General features: G+C 66.2%; 12 protein-coding genes. All 12 read right to left on the bottom strand.

What is annotated here, in order from left to right:
- Positions 1 to 111: 111 nt before the first annotated feature.
- The 12 genes from ACMCNM_RS12180 to ACMCNM_RS12235 all read right to left on the bottom strand — a co-directional run bounded on the left by ACMCNM_RS12180 (position 112) and on the right by ACMCNM_RS12235 (position 17,067).
- Positions 112 to 408 carry a chorismate mutase gene (locus ACMCNM_RS12180; RefSeq protein ID WP_186678668.1) on the bottom strand — a complete coding sequence of 99 codons (297 nt, stop codon included), beginning with the start codon at positions 406 to 408 and terminating at the stop codon, positions 112 to 114.
- A gap of 57 nt (positions 409 to 465) precedes the next feature.
- Entirely contained in the window at positions 466 to 1,251 is a 786-nt protein-coding gene (locus tag ACMCNM_RS12185; RefSeq protein ID WP_412764427.1) for an ABC transporter ATP-binding protein, read from the bottom strand.
- Between the two features lie 11 nt (positions 1,252 to 1,262).
- Entirely contained in the window at positions 1,263 to 2,018 is a 756-nt protein-coding gene (locus ACMCNM_RS12190; RefSeq protein WP_339548369.1) for an ABC transporter permease, read from the bottom strand.
- Between the two features lie 10 nt (positions 2,019 to 2,028).
- Positions 2,029 to 2,781, bottom strand: a complete 753-nt coding sequence (locus tag ACMCNM_RS12195; RefSeq protein ID WP_186703323.1) for an ABC transporter permease — start codon at positions 2,779 to 2,781, stop codon at positions 2,029 to 2,031.
- Positions 2,782 to 3,141: 360 nt separating this feature from the next.
- The gene (locus ACMCNM_RS12200) at positions 3,142 to 5,589 is read right to left on the bottom strand and encodes a TonB-dependent receptor plug domain-containing protein (RefSeq protein WP_412764428.1); all 2,448 of its coding nucleotides are present in this window, start codon (positions 5,587 to 5,589) and stop codon (positions 3,142 to 3,144) included.
- A 150-nt stretch (positions 5,590 to 5,739) separates the two neighbouring features.
- Entirely contained in the window at positions 5,740 to 7,983 is a 2,244-nt protein-coding gene (locus ACMCNM_RS12205; RefSeq protein ID WP_412764429.1) for a TonB-dependent receptor, read from the bottom strand.
- Positions 7,984 to 8,286: 303 nt separating this feature from the next.
- Positions 8,287 to 9,345 carry an ABC transporter substrate-binding protein gene (locus tag ACMCNM_RS12210; RefSeq protein WP_027593764.1) on the bottom strand — a complete coding sequence of 353 codons (1,059 nt, stop codon included), beginning with the start codon at positions 9,343 to 9,345 and terminating at the stop codon, positions 8,287 to 8,289.
- Entirely contained in the window at positions 9,342 to 10,406 is a 1,065-nt protein-coding gene (locus ACMCNM_RS12215; RefSeq protein ID WP_412764430.1) for an ABC transporter substrate-binding protein, read from the bottom strand. Before ACMCNM_RS12215 ends, ACMCNM_RS12210 begins: the two co-directional genes overlap by 4 nt.
- Positions 10,407 to 10,424: 18 nt before the next feature.
- The gene (locus ACMCNM_RS12220; RefSeq protein ID WP_274887359.1) at positions 10,425 to 11,576 is read right to left on the bottom strand and encodes an LLM class flavin-dependent oxidoreductase; all 1,152 of its coding nucleotides are present in this window, start codon (positions 11,574 to 11,576) and stop codon (positions 10,425 to 10,427) included.
- Between the two features lie 497 nt (positions 11,577 to 12,073).
- On the bottom strand, positions 12,074 to 13,933 hold the full coding sequence (locus tag ACMCNM_RS12225) for an ABC transporter ATP-binding protein (RefSeq protein WP_412764431.1): 1,860 nt from the start codon (positions 13,931 to 13,933) through the stop codon (positions 12,074 to 12,076).
- Positions 13,926 to 15,701: an ABC transporter ATP-binding protein gene (locus ACMCNM_RS12230; protein ID WP_412764432.1), complete on the bottom strand. Its 1,776-nt coding sequence runs from the start codon at positions 15,699 to 15,701 to the stop codon at positions 13,926 to 13,928. Before ACMCNM_RS12230 ends, ACMCNM_RS12225 begins: the two co-directional genes overlap by 8 nt.
- A 133-nt stretch (positions 15,702 to 15,834) precedes the next feature.
- Positions 15,835 to 17,067, bottom strand: a complete 1,233-nt coding sequence (locus ACMCNM_RS12235) for an acyl-CoA dehydrogenase family protein (RefSeq protein ID WP_412764433.1) — start codon at positions 17,065 to 17,067, stop codon at positions 15,835 to 15,837.
- Between the last annotated feature and the right edge of the window lie 370 nt (positions 17,068 to 17,437).

The following is a 17,437-nucleotide window of genomic DNA, read 5'->3' on the forward strand; positions in this document are numbered from 1 at the left end:
GCGAAGAGGCCGGTAACAGCACAGCGTATTTTTGCTGCTGTCACCGGCCTCTTCGCAGCTCAAGGCTGCTCCTACCGAGTTCGCGTAGGGCAGTGTCGAACCCGTCCAGGTTCACTCACGGCTCAATGCGGCATGCAGTTTCAGCTCTTCATCGATAAAGGCCGCAATCATCGCCCGGTACACCCGTTCCACCACGTCGGGCGACGCCCCGGTATCGCTGGCAATTGCACGCACCTTGGCAATCACCTGCTCGACCCGCGCCGGTGCGCGCACATCGTCGCTGGTCTTCTTGAAGGTGGCTGCCTGGGCGACCAGTTGGCCGCGTTGGGCGAGCAGCGCGACCAGGTTCTGGTCGATGTGGTCGATGCGCGAGCGAACGTCCTCGATCGATGTGCAACGTACGTCCATGTAGGGGGCTCCATGTTGATGGGCAAGCAAGTCGACCGACATTAGCACAGGCGCAGCTCAATGCCCCACCAGCTCACCCAGCAACCGCTGTTTGTACGCGTGCAGCACCGCACTGTCGCGCTCACGCGGGTGCGGCAGGTCGATGTGCAGGTCCTCTCGGATTCTGCCAGGGTGGGCATCCATCACGATCACCCGGTCACCCAGGTACAGCGCCTCCTCGATGTCATGGGTGACCATGATCACGGTGCACCGCTCCTGCACCCAGATGCGCTGCAGCTCTTGCTGCAGCCTCACCCGGGTCAGGGCATCGAGGGCGCCGAGCGGCTCGTCGAGCAGCAGCACCTTGGGTTTGTTCACCAGCGCCCGGGCAATGGCCGCGCGCTGGGCCATGCCGCCGGAGAGCTGATGCGGGTAGGCGTGTTCGTAACCGCTCAGGCCCACCAGCTCGATGTGCTCAGCCACCAGGCGGCCCTTGTGCGTGGCTGGCATGGTGTGGTTCTTCAGGGCCAGGGCGATGTTCTGCTGCAAGGTCATCCATGGGAACAGGCGGTGGTCTTGGAACACGATGCCGCGTTCCAGGCCCGGCCCGCGCACGGGTTGCTGGTCGAGCAGGATCTGCCCGTGATAGTCCTGGTCGAGGCCGACGATCAGCCGCAGCAGCGTGGACTTGCCACAGCCGCTGGCGCCGACAATGCTGACGAATTCGCCAGGTTGGATGTTCAGCTCGATGTCCTTGAGCACTTGCATCGGCTTGCCCTTGAGGGCGTAGGTCTTGCTCAGGCCGCGAAGGGTCAGTGCGCCGTGGGTGGCGGTGGTGGGTAGAGCATGGGCGATGGCGTTCATGGTCGGGCCTTTCAACGGGTCGGGCGCCAGCGCAGCAGGCGGCGGGAGAGGAGGGTGCAGAGCCAGGACATCAGGTAGCCGCACAGGCCGATGCACAGCACGCAGACCACGATGATCTCCATGCGCGCGCCGGCTTCGGCGGTCATCATCAGGCTGCCGAGGCCGGCACCGGAAGACAGGAACAGCTCGCTGCCGACCGAGGTCACCCAGGCGAATGCCAGTGCCTGCAGCACGCCAGCGGCGATGCCCGGCAAGGCGGCAGGCAGCAGGATCAGGCGCAGCTGCTGGGCGCGGCTGAGCATCAGCACGCGGGCGGCTTCACGGTGCTGGCCCTCGACCTGGCGCAGGCTTTCGAAGGTGTTGAGCACCATGGGGTACAAAGCCGCAAGGCTTACGATCAGCAGCTTGGCGCTTTCGCCGTTGCCCAGCCACAGGGCGATCAACGGGATCCAGCCCAGCATCGGCACCTGGCGCAGGGCATGGAACAGCGGCGCGATCAGGCGGTTGGCAGGGGCGGACAGGGCCATCAGCGCGCCCAGCCCGATGCCACCGACAATGCCCACCGCCAGGCCGGTGCAGGTGCGCACCAGGCTTGCCCACAGGTTGATCAGCAGCTCGCCGCTGCCCAGCAGTTCGACCCATGCCGACCCTACCTGCGCCAGTGGCACGAAGGCGTAGGCGCCGGCGGCGTCCTGGCGCGAGGCGTATTCCCAGGCGCCGAGCAGCAGCAACGGCAGCAACAGGCCACGGATATTGTGTCGTTTCATCACGGCTTCCTCAGCGGCTTTGCCAGCCAGACAAGCGCCGCTCCACGCGGCGCAGGGCAAAATCCAGGGTGAAGCCGATCACACCGGTGATCACCACCCCGACCATCACGACATCGATGCGCAGCATCTGCCGGCCCATTTCGATCATCTGCCCCAGCCCGCTGTCGGCGGCCAGCAGCTCGCAGGCCACCAGTACCACCCAGGCGCGGGTCAACGCCACGCGCAGGCCGGTGACGATCGCGGGCACGGCAGCGGGCAGGGCAATACGGCCGACCAAGGTGGTCCAGCGCAGGCGGTACACCGCTGCGACCTCGAAGTGACTGCGCGGGATCGCGCGTACCCCTTCACAGGTGGCCAAGGCCACGGGGAAGAACGCGGTCTTGGCGACGATGACGATCTTGAAGGTTTCATCGACGCCAAACAGCAACACGAACATCGGGATCAAGGCGATGCTGGGCACTTGGCGAAGCGTGTGAAACAGCGGTGCGCAGTAGGCCTCCACGGTGTATGACAAGGCCAGTGCCGTGCCGAATGCCAGGCCGCCGAGCGCGCCGCCGACAAAGCCCAGGGCCAGACGCGAAAGGCTGCCGGATAGGTGCTCCTGCAGCTCGCCGGTGGCCAGCAGTTCGGTGAAGCTGTGCCAGACCTCCAGCGGTGGCACCAGCAGGTTGACAGGGAACAGCCCAGCGTTGGCCAGCACGGCCCAGAGTGCGAGCAGGGCTGCAGGTGAGATCAACCAGGAGAGGGGCGAGAGCAAGCGCATGGCGGGCCTTGGGGGAGCAGACGATAGAAAGGGCCATCGCAAGAGCTGTGCCAGGCGCTGAAGGCCCGGAAATACGGGGGATGAAAAGGAGGTGATGCTGGAGCAGCACAGGGCTGCTGCTCCAGCAGCAGGTCGTCAGCACTACGTTCTGGCTTCTTCGCGGGCAAGCCCGCTCCCACAAGTACGCAGAGTACAAAGATCGCAAGCGAGTTGCTGACCCTGTGAGAGCAACTGTCTTGTGTTGCTTGTTCTGGCCTCATCGCTGGCAAGCCAGCTCCCACAGGTGCGGCGCTAGCTTTGGAGGCTACACAGTTCGGGTGGGAGCGGGCTTGCCCGCGAAGATGCCAGCGCGGTCGCTGATCAGAAATCGTAACTGACGCTGGTGTAGTAGAACGCCCCCTGCGCTCCCTCGGGGCTGGTGATGGAATACTTCGGCACCCCATACAGCTGCGCGCCTTCGAGCTTGTCTGGGTGGCTGTCGAACAGGTTGATCGCGCCCGCCGACAAGGTCAGGCCCAGGTCGAAGCGGTACGACACATCCAGGTCGGTCACCCACTGCGCCGCAAACGTCTGGTCCAGCGCCGGGTTGGCGGCGTTGCGGCTCTGCCATTCGCCATAACGGCGTTGGGCCACGGTGACGCTCCAGCCGTCATACAGCCAGTTGGCGCTCAAGGTCAGTTTGTCCTTGGGCGTACCGTCCTCGATCAGGCCTTGGGTGTTGCGGCCGATGATCTGGTTGCCGGGGATGCTGCCCACGTCGTCCAGCCCAGTGATACGGGTGTTGTTGCGCGCATAGCCGCCGTTGAAGTCCAGCCGGCCCCAACCGCCCAGCTCTAGCTGGTAGTGGCCGGCCAGCTCGAAGCCATCGGTGCGGGTGTCGGCGATGTTGGTGTAGAACGCCGCACTCTGGATATTGGCGTAGGGCGTGCCGGCAAAAATCGGCGTGACCACTGACGACGGCAACTGGTCGGACAAGGTGATGCGGTTGTCGATGTCGATGCGGTAGGCATCCAGCGTCACCGAAGCGTTGGGCAGCGGGCGCCAGACCAGGCCCACGGAGAAGTTGGTCGACTCTTCGGGCTTGAGCGACTTGCCACCCAACAGCGCCGCTTCCGGGCTGTCGGCTCGCAGGGTGCGCTGTTGCACCTCGACCCAGTTGCCACTGCCCGGCGGTTGCTCCACCACCTGCACGCTGAACGAGGACAACCCGCTCTGCACCAGTGAAGGCGCGCGGTAGCCGGTGCTGGCGCTGGCCCGGGCGGCGATTTCGGGTGTGAAGTCATAGCGCAGCGACAGTTTGCCGTTGGTGGTGTCGCCAAAGTCCGAGTAGTGCTCGCTACGTACCGCCACGCCGGCCTGGAATTTCTCGGTGAGCTGGGCTTCGACATCCAAGTAGGCGCCGATCACCCGGCGGTCGAGCGAGACGGCATCGACCTGGGTGATGCCTGAGTAATAACCGGGAATACGCCGGCCAGAAACCGGGTCGACGGTGTTGAACAGCGGCCCATTGGACCAGCCGGCGGCGTCACCTTCGGTCAGGTCGAAGTTCTCCTGGCGCCAGGCCAGCCCTGCTGAAACGGTCAGAGGCTTGAACAGCCAGTCGTTGGCGAAGTCGCGTGTCCAGTCCAGGGTCAGGTTGGTCTGGTCGGCTTCGCGCCGGCCGGTGTAGAGGGTCGAGGGGCTGGCGGTGCCCCAGCTGGGGTTGATGGCGTCGCGGTCGGTGGAGTCGACGCGGTTGTTGCCGTAGTTCAGCGCCAAGTCGAAATTGCCCAGTGCTTCATTCTCCAGGCGCAGGCCACTGGTGACGGCGAAGTCTTCCAGGCCATAGCGGGTGACTGGCAAGCGGCCGTCGGGGTAGCGCGCCAGCGCCACGCTGCCGTAGTTGTTGCGCAGGGTGGTGGGCGGATCGAAAAAGTTCTCGGCGTCGGTGTTCTTGTGCGCGTAGGTGGCGAAGCCATAAGCGCTAAGGCCCTCGCTCAGGGCCATCTCGGCGTTGGCGGTGAAGTTGTACTGGTCCGAGACGTTGCCCGAGCCCCAGCGCCAGTTGCGGTAGCGGTTGTTCTGTTCACGCGGGGTGTCGATACTGGCGGAACCGGGATAGAACAGGCGGTTGTCGTCGCGCGTGTCGCTGGCCGGGTCCTGGCTGCCAGCGTCGAAGGCCAGGGTAAGGAAGCCGTCGTTGGGCAGGGCAAAGCCTTTCCAGCCGCTGAGCTTGCGTTGCAGGCCATCGCCTTTCTTGTAGCCGCCGAAGCGGTAGCCGGCGTTGCCGCCGTCATCGCGTTCCTTGAGGACGATGTTGATCACCCCGGCGATGGCGTCCGAACCGTATTGGGCGGCGGCGCCATCGCGCAGGATCTCTACCCGCTCGATGGCCGACAGTGGGATCAGGCTGAGGTCCACTGCCGCCGCGCCGCGGGCGTTGACCAGGCCTTGGCGGGTAACGTTGGCGCTGGTGTGGCGGCGTTTGCCGTTGACCAGCACCAGCACCTGGTCGGAAGCCAGGCCGCGCAGCGAGGCGCCCTGGGCGATGGAGCCGGCAAAGGCGCCTTGTGGCGATTGCGGGAAGCTGAACGACGGTGACAAGGCCGTGAGCGCGGCGGACAGGTCGCTGGCGCCGGTTTCCTGCAGTTTTTCGCCACTCAGGACGTCGACGGGCGCAGCGCTTTGCAGGGCGGTGACGTCGCTGCGGTGGGTGCCGACCACGACCACGGTGTCGAGGTTGGTGGCGGGTTCGGCGGCGAATGCGGGCACGGCAAGGCTGCCGATGGCCAGGGCGATGGCGCTGGCCAAGGGGGTGTGGTGGGGCATGGGGATGTCCTTTTAGAAGGCGTGGGTGCCTTGGGGCTGCTGTGCAGCCCATCGCGACGCAAGGCCGCTCCTACACACAGCGGTCGCGCGCTCTTGTAGGAGCGGCCTTGCGTCGCGATGGGCCGCGCAGCGGCCCCAAAGGCAGAAAAATCAGAAGCGGCTGGTGACACTCAGCCCGACCGTGCGTGGGTCGCCATAGGTGATCACGTACTGCCCGGCAGTCCCGTTAGGCCGGCCATGCACCTGGTAGCGGCGGTCGGTGAGGTTGTTGACGAAGCCGGTCACGCTCAGCTTGTCGTCGGGGCTGAACCAGGTCAGGCGGGCGTTGGCCAGGGTGTAGTGGGGCTGGCTGAGGGTTTCGTCAGCGCTGCTCTGGCGGTCGGCAAGGAAGTATTCCTTGTCGCGGAAACTCACGTCGCCGCCGGCCACCAGCTTGCCGCCGACCTGCAACGGAAAGGTGTAGTCGGCACCCAGCGACACCACGTTGCGCGGCGAGCGCACGAAGCTGTTGCCGCTGTAGTCGCCGGTCACCGCGCCAGTGGTGGGGTTGGTGTTCTTGAAGTCGGTGTATTCGGTGTCGAGGAACGACACCGCCGCTCGTACGTGCAGACGGTCGGTCGGCTGGCCTTCGATCTCCAGCTCCGCCCCTTTTACCTTGCCCTTGGCGCCGTTGGTCAAGGCGGTGGTGAGCACGCCGTTGTTGACCGTCAGCAGGTTCACCTGAATGTCCTTGTAGTCGTAGTAGAAGACGTTGGCGTTAACCGTCAGGCGGCGGTCGAACCACTCGGATTTCAGGCCCAACTCGTAGGCATCCAGCTCTTCCGGGTCCACTGTGGTCAGCTGTGCAAGGCTGGTCGATAGCCCGGTGTTGAAGCCGCCGGAGCGGAAGCCATGGGCATAGCGGAAGAACACCCGCAGATTGTCGTTGATGCGGTACTCGGGGGTCAGGTCGTAAGTCCAGGCTTCCCAAGTCTTGTCTTCCTGGCGATTGCCGTTGGTGCCCACGCCTGCCAGCGGGATCAGCGGGCCGTTGGCGGTGGTGCGGGTCAACTGGGTCAGGTCTAGGTCGATGTCTTTTTTCTCCTGTGTCCAGCGCAGGCCACCCGTCACGCTGAAGTCATCGGTGAAGTCGTAGGTGAGGTTGCCAAACAGCGCGTAGCTGTCGGTGCGGTGGTCATAGCCCAGGTCGCGGAACGCGGTGGTGCCGACCTGGTTCGAACCGGTGCCGTTGGGTGTCGGGCCCGGGGTGACGATGCGCTGGGCCGCGCTGTCGAGGTCTTCATGGAAGTAGTGCGCGCCTGCCAGCCAGTGCAGCGGGCGGTCTTCCGGCGATGCCAGGCGCAGCTCCTGCGACCACTGGCGGTAGCTGTTGTCGGTGATCGACGCGCCGTTGACCTCGTACGGGGTGTAGTCGGCGTCGCTGGTCGAGCGGTTGCGGATGTAGTCGTAGGCGCTGATCGAGGTCAGGGTGTAGTCGCCCAGGTACCAGTTGAAGGTCAGCGACGCGCCGTCGTGGTCGAGGCGGTAGTCCTCGTTGACGTTGAGCGAAATGTCGCGGCCATTGGGGCGCTCGTAACCGACGTTGTAGTAGCGGCCCACCGGCAGTGCGCCGTTGCTGCCATCGCCCTTGAACTGGCGGCTGTGCAGCTTCAGCAAGGCGTCCAGGTCGGGGTTGAGCTGGGCGAGGAACTGCAGGCGGATGGCTTTTTTGTTGACGTCGCCATAGGTGTTGCCGTCGAAGTCGTTGTGCTGGAAGCCATCGCGTTCTTCGGAGTACAGCGACACCCGGCCGGCCAGTTTTTCGTCTACCAGCGCGCCGCCGATGGCACCGGTGAGGATCCGTTCGTTCTTGCTGCCGACGCCGACCGTGCCGTAGCCGTCGGTGTCGAAGGTCGGCTTCTTCGAGATCACGTTGACCGCGCCCGCCGTGGTGTTCTTGCCATACAGGGTGCCCTGCGGCCCGCGCAGGATCTCGATGCGTTCGAGGTCGAACAGCGGGCCGCCGCCGGCGATCGGTGCATTGAGGTAGACGTCGTCGGCGTAGATGCCCACTGGGTAGACCGTCGCGGCGCCGGTGTCACCGGTGCCCAGGCCACGGATGTACCACCGCGGCCGGCCATCGCCGTCGGGGTTCTTGGCCGAGGCGTTGGGCACGAAGGTGGTGATGTCGCCCATCGAGCGCACGCCGTCGGCAGTGATGCTGGTGCCCTTGATCGCCGACACGGCGACCGGGACTTCCTGCAGGGTCTGCTCGCGGTGCTGGGCCGTGACGGTGACGGTTTCCAGGGCGGGCTCGGTCTTGGCGTCTTCGTTGGCGGCGACGGCCTGGCCGCCGGTGCCGGCCAGCAGCAGCGCGAGGCTGATATGGCGGGCCAGTGGGTGGAGCTGGTGCATGGTGAATCTCCCCGTATGTAAAGCGTTGTTGGGGAGAGCTAGAGCAGGGACTGTGCCATGTTTGTAAGTTGTTGAATTATATTAATTTAATTGGTTTTTTAGGGGGCTGTTGCCGGTAGGGCAGCAGTGGGGTGCTTGGCGGGTGCTGCTGGGGCAGCAGCGTTTGGTTGAGCGTGTTGGGGCCGCGTTGCGGCCCTATCGCCGGCAAGCCGGCTCCCACCCGAACTGTGTAGCCTCCAAGGCTAGCGCCGCACCTGTGGGAGCGGGCTGGTCCCGCGAATGGGGCGCATAGCGCCCCCAGGGTCACACAGCCAACCGCGAAGTCGAGCCGATCACACGCTCCAGCACGCTGAAGTCGATCCACTCCCGCACATCGAACCGGCGCGGTATGAACCCCCACCTGAACAGGAACTCGGTAAAGTCCTGCAGCGCATCGATCGAGCGGCTGTCCAGGGTCGTGCGCAAGCGCCGGTGGGCATCGTCGCCATAAGCCGCCGCCACCCAGTACTCGCTGGTGTTCAGCTCACGGGCAAGAAAGCGCCGGGTCTCTTCCGGGTTGGCCCACGCCCACTGCTCGGTGCGCAACACCGTGTCGACCAGTGTACGGCTGGCATCGAAGTGCTCTTCCAGCAAATGCCGGTCCACGGTCAATGTGCGCGGTGTGCCGTTGTTGCTGCGGATCAGCGGGTCGGGGTGGCTGCCGGTATCGACGACTACACGCAGGCCAAACTCGTGGGCCAGGTGCACCGCATGGGCGCCCTTGAGGAAGATCGCGTCGATGTCGCCGCGCAGCAGGCCGATCAGTTCGTTGTTGCGGCGGCTGAAACGGCTGGTGTCCAGGCTCACTTCGGCGCCATACAGGTGCTGCTTGGCGTCGTCGCTGTAGGTACCGCCGTAGGGGTAGTCGACCAGTTCGACATCCGCCACGCTCAAGCCTTCGAGCTTCAGCGCGTTTTCCAGCCCGCGCAGGGCCTGGGCGCGGGTGAAGTCGATCTGCACATTGGCCCACTTGGGCAAGCCGAAGCGGCGGTTTTTCAGGTCGCGGATACTGCGCACACCGCTTTCTTCGGTGGTCAGGATCAGTTGCACTTCATCGCTCCACGACAACCCCAGCACGCGGGTCTCGACACCACTGGCGTAGGCCCAGATTGCCGGGATGTTGCCGCCGTGGCGCACTGAGTTCTGCAGGTGGTGGTCGTAGTGGGCTTCGCGCACTTCCCGTTCGCTGGATTCGCGCAACGACTGGATGTTGGTGCCGAACGGCGCAAAGGCCTCGGCCAGGCGCCCGGATTGCACGGCAATGCCGAGGCCGGTGGGCACGGGGCTGTGGGTGTACCAGAGCGTTTCCAATGGCTTGGTCATGGGGTAACGGGCTTCCTGTCCAGGGGAGTGGGGGCCAGCAAGTGGTCCAGGGGTTGGCGGGCGATCCAGTCACGTACCTCGAACCGGTTGGGGATGAAGCGCCAGCGTTTGAGAAATTCGACAAAATCCTGCAGGGCGTCGATGGCCTGGTCATCCAGGCGGGTGTTTAGGCGCAGGTGGGCATCGGCGCCGTACGCGACCGTGACCCAGTATTCGCTGCTGTTGGTTTCACGGGCCAGGTAGCGGCGGGTTTCGTCCGGGTGCTGGTGGGCCCAGCGTTCGGCGCGCAGTACGGACGAAAGCAGGGTGCGCACCACCTGCGGGTGTTGCGCCAACAGGTGGCTGTCCACGGCGAGGGTGCGCGGCGTGCCGTTGTTGCTGCGGATCAACGGGTCGGGGTGGCTGCCGGTGTCTATGACCGTGTGCAGGGCAAAGGCATGGGCCAGTTGCACGGCGCTCGCGCCCTTGAGAAAGATCGCATCGACCTCGCCGCGCAACAGCCCGGCCAACTCCAGGTTGCGGCCTTCGCTTTGCGTGCTGGACACCGGTGTACCCGCCACATTGCGCACTGGGCGGTCGCTGAAGGTGCCGTCGTAGCGGTAGTTGACCAGCGCGACGTCGCCCACTTGCAGGCCTTCGAGTTTCAGGGCGTTTTCCAGCCCGCGCAGGGCTTGTGCGCGGGTGAAGTCGATCTGCGCCGAGGCCCAGTCGGGCAGGCCGAAGCGCCGGCCCTTGAGGTCCTTGACCGTGTGGATGCCGCTGTCCGGGCGGGTCAGGATCAACTGCGCTTCATCGGCCCAAGACAGGCCGATCACACGGGTTTCGCGGCCTTGCGCGCGGGCCCAGATGGCCGGGATGCTGCCGCCGTGGCGGACCGAGTTGAGCAGGCTGTGGTCAAAATGCGATTCGCGCACGGCCTGCTGGTCGGCTTCGCGCAGGGATTGTACCTGGGTGCCAAGGCTGGCCAGGTCATCCTGCAGCCAGCCTTGCTGCACGGCGATGCCCAGGCCGGTGGGGACTGGACAGCGGGTGTACCAAAGGGTATCGAGGGGTGTGCTCATGTTCCGGCTCCGTCGGGTTCAGGCGCTGGCCTTCAAGGGGGTGGTGGCGGCAGCCTGTTGCACCAAGGGCAGCACTTCCTGGCCGATGCGCAAGGCTTCTTCCAGGTGCGGGTTGCTGGCCAGAATGAACGTGCTGAAACCCGCATCACGGTACTCGGCCAGACGCTCGGCGATGTTCTGATGACTGCCCACCAGGCCCACGGTCGGGCCGGGCTTGGCCTTGGCGAAGCCGGCCCACAGGTTGCGCGCCAGGATCAGTTCGTCGAAGCCTTGCAAGCCTTGGTGATAGGCCGCCTGGCGAGCGCCGCCGACCGAGTCGGAGCCGGTCACGAAGCCCTTGGCCGAGGCGCTGGCCTTGCCTTCCAGGCGCTCGAACTGCTGGCGCAATTCCCGCCAGGCCTGCTCCTCGGTCTCACGGGCGAACAGGTCGACGCGCAGGCCGAAGCGCACGGTGCGCCCTTGTTTGTCGGCCAGTTCCCTGACCCGCTCGATGTGCGGTTTGAGCGTGTCGATCGGCTCGGCCCAGTTGAGGTACACATCGGCGTGGCGCGCCGCCACGTCCAGCGCTGCATCGGAAAACCCGGAGAAGTACACGCCCGGTTTGCGCTCGTGTTGCAGGCCGGGTGGCAGGCTGCCGTTTTCCAGGCGATAGATGTCGCCGTCGTAGGAAAATTTGTCCTGCGCCCACAGGCCCTGGATCACGTCGAGGAACTCACCGGTGCGCTTGTAGCGCAGGTCATGTTCGAGGAAGTCGCCGTTGGCCCGCTGGCTGGCCGGGTTGCCGCCGGTGATGATGTTCCAGTCCAGCCTGCCACCGCTGAGGTTCTGCAGGATCGCAGCCTGCTGTGCGGCATAGGCGGGCAAGGTCCAGGTGGCCTGGAACGCGATCAGAAAGCGTATGCGGCGGGTTTCGCGGGCCAGCGCTGCGGCAGCGATCCACGGCTCGGGGCCGGTGGGCAGCAAGGCACCCTCGAAACCTGCCAGCTCGGCGGCCTTGGCCACCTGGGCGATGTAGTCGATGTAGGTAAAGCCGTCGCTTTCGCCGTTGGGCAGGCGACCGGGGGCGATGTTGCCGGGGCGGTGCTGCGGGTTGCCACGGTTGTGGCGGTCGGTGGACAACTGCGGGCCATCGGTGCCCAAGGGCAGGCGCCAGAAAAATTCGGTGGTCATGGGGGCTCCTGAAGGGGAGGTTGTGCGGATGGGGAGGGTGGTGCAACGGCTGTGCCATGCGTGGCGTTGGGCTTGTGCGGCGGGGGCTTGCGGTGCAGGAGAGGGGCGGGGTGCTGCTGTGGCAGCAACCGGGAAGCAGTGGATGCTGGGAGAGCAGCATGGGGGCTGCGGGGGCAGGGCTTGAGTTTTGCGGTGCCTGGGAGATCGAGCGCCGCCCGCGCGGCGCATCGCGAGCAACGCTCGCTCCTACGTTTGTTTCGGGCCAATCATTCCTGGGGCAAACGCGCGCGACCGCCTTGGCGCATGGCTCGGTATCGCGTCGAAAAAACAAGGCGTTCGCGCGCGCCTGTCACAGGCGTTATTGGCCGAAAACAAACGTAGGAGCGAGCGTTGCTCGCGATGCGCCGCGCGGGCGGCGCTCGATCTCCCAGGCGCTGCACCTCCCAAACCTTACACCTGGCGGCGCTCGATCTATCAGGCGCCGCACCTCACAAGCCTTACACCTGGCACGACTCGCCCCTCTCGGCCACAACCTCCCCGGCACTGCGCAGGTAGGCCTCATACAACGCCGCATAAGCCCCACCCCGGTCAATCAGCTCGGCATGCGCCCCTTGCTCCACCACCTGCCCATGGCGGACCACGGCGATGCGGTCGGCATCGCGGATGGTCGCCAGGCGGTGGGCGATGATGATCGCCGTGCGCCCTTGGCACAGCCGCCGCAAGGCCTGCTGGATACGCCGCTCGGTGTGCACATCCACCGCCGAGGTGGCCTCGTCGAGCACCAGTACCGCCGGGTCGGCCAGGTAGGCGCGCACCAGGCACACCAGTTGCCGTTGGCCATGGCTCAGGTGCGCGCCCAGGGGCCCGACTTCGGTGTGGTAGCGCTGCGGCAGGCGTTCGAGCACTTCGTCTGCACCCAGTTCGCGGGCGGCTGCCACCAGGCGTGCATCGTCGGCACCAGGTGCTGCCAGGCGCAGGTTGTCGAGGATGCTGCCGCTGAACAGCACGTTGTCCTGCAGCACCACGCCGACGTTGCGCCGCAGGTCATGCTGGGCCAGTTCGCGCAGGTCGATGCCGTCCAGTTTCACGGCGCCGCGTTGCACTTCGTAGAAACGCGTCAGCAACTGCACCAAGGTACTTTTGCCATGCCCGGACGGGCCGACGATGGCCAACACTTCACCGGCGCGGATGTGCAGGTCGAGGCCATCGATCACCGGGCGCGGGCCGTTTGGGGTGTAGGCGAAGCCCACCTGCTCGAAGTCCACCTGGCCACTTGCCCTGGCCAGCGGGCGGGGTGATGGCGGGTCGAGTACCTGTGAGCGGGTGTCGAGCAGCAGGAAGATCCGCTGCGCCGACGCACTGCCGGTGGCATAGCGCTCGAACAGGTCCGACAGCTCCTGCAGTGGCCCCAGGAACAGGAACACGTAGAACAGGCTCTCGGCCACCTGGCCGACTGTCACCTTGCCTTCGGCCAGGCCGTGGGCGCCTACCAGCAGCAATACGGCCATGCCTGCCGTGCTCAACAGTGCCGTGAACGGCGCGAACCAGCCGGCACGCAGGCTGCCGCGGATGAGGGCCTGGTTGAAGTCCTCGAGCAGGCGCCGGTAGCGCGCCTGGTTTTTTTGTTCCTGGCCACATTGCTGAATCAAGCGCACGCCGCTGACGCTCTCGACCAGGTGCGCGGTGAAGCGGCTGCGCTGTTCGGCGACCTTGGCCCAGTTGCGTTGCGACACCCGTTTGAAGCGCCAGGTGGCCAACGCCAGCAGTGGCACCGTGGCGGCCAGGCTGTAGAAGAAGCTCGGCTCGATGCGCCACAGCATCACCGCCGCCAGGCCGCAGCGCAGCAGGGCGCCGAGCAGCTCTGGCGGGCCTTGCACCAACAACGGTTCGAGCGCATCGACATCACGGTCAACGCGAGAAATGATGCGCCCGGCGCGGGTCTGGTCGAAGTAGCTCACCGACAGCGCCTGCACGTGGGCAAACACCTTCACCCGCAGGTCGTTGAGCACGCGGATCGCCGCCCGCCCGGCAATGAACTGCGACACGCCTGCCAGCAGGAAGCGCCCCAGCCAGCTGGCCGCCAGGCCCAGGCCGAGCCACAGCACCAGGCGTTCGTCCAGCAACCAGTGATCGGCGCTGGCCACCAACCCCTTGTCGAGCAGCTCGCGGACGAACCAGGGCCGCAGGAACACGGTGAACACCAGCAGCAGTTCGATGCCGATCACCGCCAGGATCTGCCGGCGAATGGGCCGCAGCAGCGGCAACAGGCGGTGGAACATGCCACGGTCCAGGGCCTGGCGCGCCAGGTGCTGCTCGATCTCGATATCGCTGGGGGCCTTGTTGGGTGCATTACTCATGGTCGATCCCCAGCAGGTCGCGGTAGTGGGCATTGTTCGCGCTCAGCTCGGCATGGCTGCCACTGGCGCTGATGCGGCCGTTTTCCAGCATCAGTACCCGGTCGGCCAACAGCAGGGTCGAAAGGCGGCTGGTGATCAGCAGCAAAGTCGGCCCCTGGCCCGTGTCGCCGCGCAGGCGGCGGATGTTGTGCAGCACCTGGCGCTCACCCAGGGCATCCAGGGCGCTGGTGGCGTCGTCCAGGCACAGGATGTCCGGCGCGCCGAGCAGTGCGCGGGCCAGGCACAGGCGTTGGCGCTGGCCGCCGGAGAGGGTCACGCCACGGTCGCCCAGCGGCGTGTCGAGGCCATGGGGCAAGCGTTCGAGTACATCGTCTGCCGCCGCCAGGCGCAGCCCTTCGCGCAACTCAGCGGCGCTGGCATTGGCTGCCGCCAGGCGCAGGTTGGCCGCCAGGCTGTCAGAGAACAGGAAGCTTTCTTGCGGCAACACCTGGACGCGTCGGCGCAGGTCGGCCAGGTCGAGCGCGCGCACATCCTGCCAGCCCATTGCGTCACTGCCGACCAGCACGGCGCCGCCTTGCACGTCGGCCAGGCGCGGCAGCAGGCTGGCCAGCAGGCTCTTGCCGGTGCCCGTGGCGCCGACCAGTGCCACCACCTCGCCGGGCTGCAGGGTCAGCGAGCAGTCCTGCAGGATGGCGCGCTCGCCCGTAGGGGCGCTGACGCGCACCTGGGCCAGTTTCAGGCCCAATGGCCCAGGGGGCAGGGTGGCCTGGCCGCCAAGGATCGCCGGTTGCTCGTCCAGCAGTTGCCAGATGCGCTCGGCGCTGGCGCGGGCATCGGCGAAGGTCTGCATGACCCGGCCGATGCCTTCGATACGGAACACCAGCGTGGTGGCCACCAGCAGCGAAGTGACCAGCTCGCCGATGCCCAGCGCGCCCGCCGCCACGCGGTGGGCGCCGTACACCAGGACCCACACATGCCCCAGCGCTACCACCGCCTGTGGCAGCGGGATGCGTGAGCTGGCATAGGCCAGGGCCGCGCGCGCGTGGCCGGTGAACACGCCAACCTGGTGGGCGAACCGCTCGATGCGCTGGCCCTCCAGGCCGAACGCCTTGATCACGCGCACGCCACCGATGCCTTCTGCCAGGTCCTGGCTGACCTGGTCGTAGGCAGCGCCCACGGCGCGATCGAGCGTGACCAGGCGATCGGTCTGCACGACGAACAGCCACAGCCCGGCCCCGGTCAACAGCAGCGGCACCAGGCCGAGCAGTGGGTCATACCAGCTCAGCAGCCCCACGGCGGCCATTACCACCAAGGGGGTTTCGATGATCTGTCGCCAGAAGGTGATCAGCGCATCGCGCACCTTGTCGGCGTCGCGGGTGGTGCGGGTCACCAGTTCACCCATGCCGTGGCGCCAGTGGTAGCCCAGGTGCAGGCGCTGGACCTGCGTGAGGATGCGCTCGCGCAGGCGCGTCAGCAGCGCCTGGCTAAGCACCAGCGACAGCACCGCGGCGGCGTATTGCAGCACACCACGGCCCAGGGCGATGGCCAGCAGCAGCCACAGCCAGTGCCAGGCCACGGCGGCATCCAGGCTGCCGTCGGGCAGGCGTACCACAGCGCGGCCAGCGCTGACATCGTCGACCGCGTGGCCGATCAGCCATTGCTGCCAGACCAGGCCAAGGTTGCCGGCGATGTACAAGGCGGTCACGAGGCCGAAGCGCCAGGGCATTTCACGGTAGATGGCCAGGGCGCGAAGAAGAGGGTGGTTCATGTAGAGGCTCGGTACTGGGGCTGCTACGCAGCCCATCGCAGGCAAGCCAGCTCCCACAGTGACGGTGGCGTGGCTTGGTGTGTGGGCGCTGGCTTGCCTGCGATGGGCCGCGCAGCGGCCCCCAGGGTTAGGTTCAACGGCGCGTTGCGCCCTGGGTTTCCTTGGCATTGAGCACGGCGGTGTACTCCCCTGGGTCGGCGCCATTGAGGTAGTAGTTGCCGACGTTGTGCAGCCGCCAGCGAATGGGGTCATGGGTGGTATGCACCCGGGCGTTGCGCCAGAAGCGGTCGAGGTTCCACTTGCTCAACGAGGCACTGGCCCCGAGCAGGGAAAACAGGTCGCTGGAGATCTTAAGTGACGCCGCATCGGAGTGGGCGCGGGCAGTGGCCACCGAGAGAATCAGTTCATCCTGCAGGGCTTTGTCCTCCGGGTCGCGCTCATGCGCGTCGAACACCCGTGCGGCATCGCGCAGTACCGACTCGGCACCGCGCAGCGCCACGGCGTACTCGCCAATCTGGCGAATCACGTGCGGCTCGTCACTGGCGCGGTCCACGCCACTTTCCACCCAGGCCCGGGCATGCTCGCGCAGGTAGTCGACGCCTGCCTGCAGCGCGCCGGCGGCGATACCGGTGTCGATGGCGGCATGAAGAATCTGCGGGAAGGTCAGCCCTGTGCGCTTCATCGGGCCGGTTCGCCGCGACAGGTAACGCTCGTCGAGCACGATCTCGTCGAAGTTGACCGTGCCGCTCACCGAGTTCTGCTGGCCGAAGGCCTGCCAGTCATCGACCAGGGTCAGCCCAGGGGTGTCGCGGTGCAGCAGCACACCGACGCCGCCGTCTTCGCTGGCGGCCGTCAGCGAGATCCAGTCGGCCAGGTAAGAGCCGGTGGAGTAGAACTTGCTGCCATTGAGCACCAGCTTGCCATCGGCGCGGCGCTCGACCCAGGTTTTCAGGGCGAACTTGTTCTTGCCGCCCACCTCGGCCAAGGCATTGCCGAAACGCTTGCCGGCCAATACGTCGGCGATCAGGCGGTCGCGCACGTCGTCGGCGTAGCTGGTGAAGATGCCGCGCAGCATCACGTTGTGGATCTGCAGCAGTTGGCCGACACCGCCGTCTGCGGTGGAGATCAGGCGCACGGTTTCGACGATGGTTTGCACCGAAGCGCCAAGGCCGCCGAATTCGGCCGGTACGGCGATGGCGGTGAGACCGCTGCTGGACAGCAGGTCGGCCTGGCGGCGCGGCAGCTGGCCGTTGTTGCTGGGGTCGGCGGCGAGCACGGCGATTTGCGCGGCGACCTCGCGGGCGGCGGCGATGGCTTCGGCTTCGCTGGTCAGGCGGTGGATAGGGCTGGGTTCGATGGCGCTCATGGGTCGTCTCGCAAGGGTCTTCAAGGGCCAGTGCGCCTGCTTCGCGGGCAAGCCCGCTCCTACAGGTGAAGTGCCGGTTTCAAGGGCAATGAAGGTCCTGTGGGAGCGGGCTTGCCCGCGAATGGCCGCACCGCGGTCCCATAGCCTTGAGCAAGTTCTTTGCCATGACTCACCAGGCCCCGTGTTGCTTGGCTTCGGGCCGCGCCTGCTGCCCCAGCAACAGCTCGCCTGCTGATCTGGCAGCACCCCGCCCGCAATCCTGCTCCGTGCCCAGCACCCAACGCCTGTAAATGACACTCAAGTCCCCGTAAATCAAGGCCTCCAGCGGTTGGCACGCACGCTGCAATAGCGCTTTCACGACGCCCAAGGA

The organism is Pseudomonas sp. NGC7, from assembly GCF_047159675.1.
Taxonomy (GTDB): Bacteria; Pseudomonadota; Gammaproteobacteria; order Pseudomonadales; family Pseudomonadaceae; genus Aquipseudomonas; species Aquipseudomonas kermanshahensis.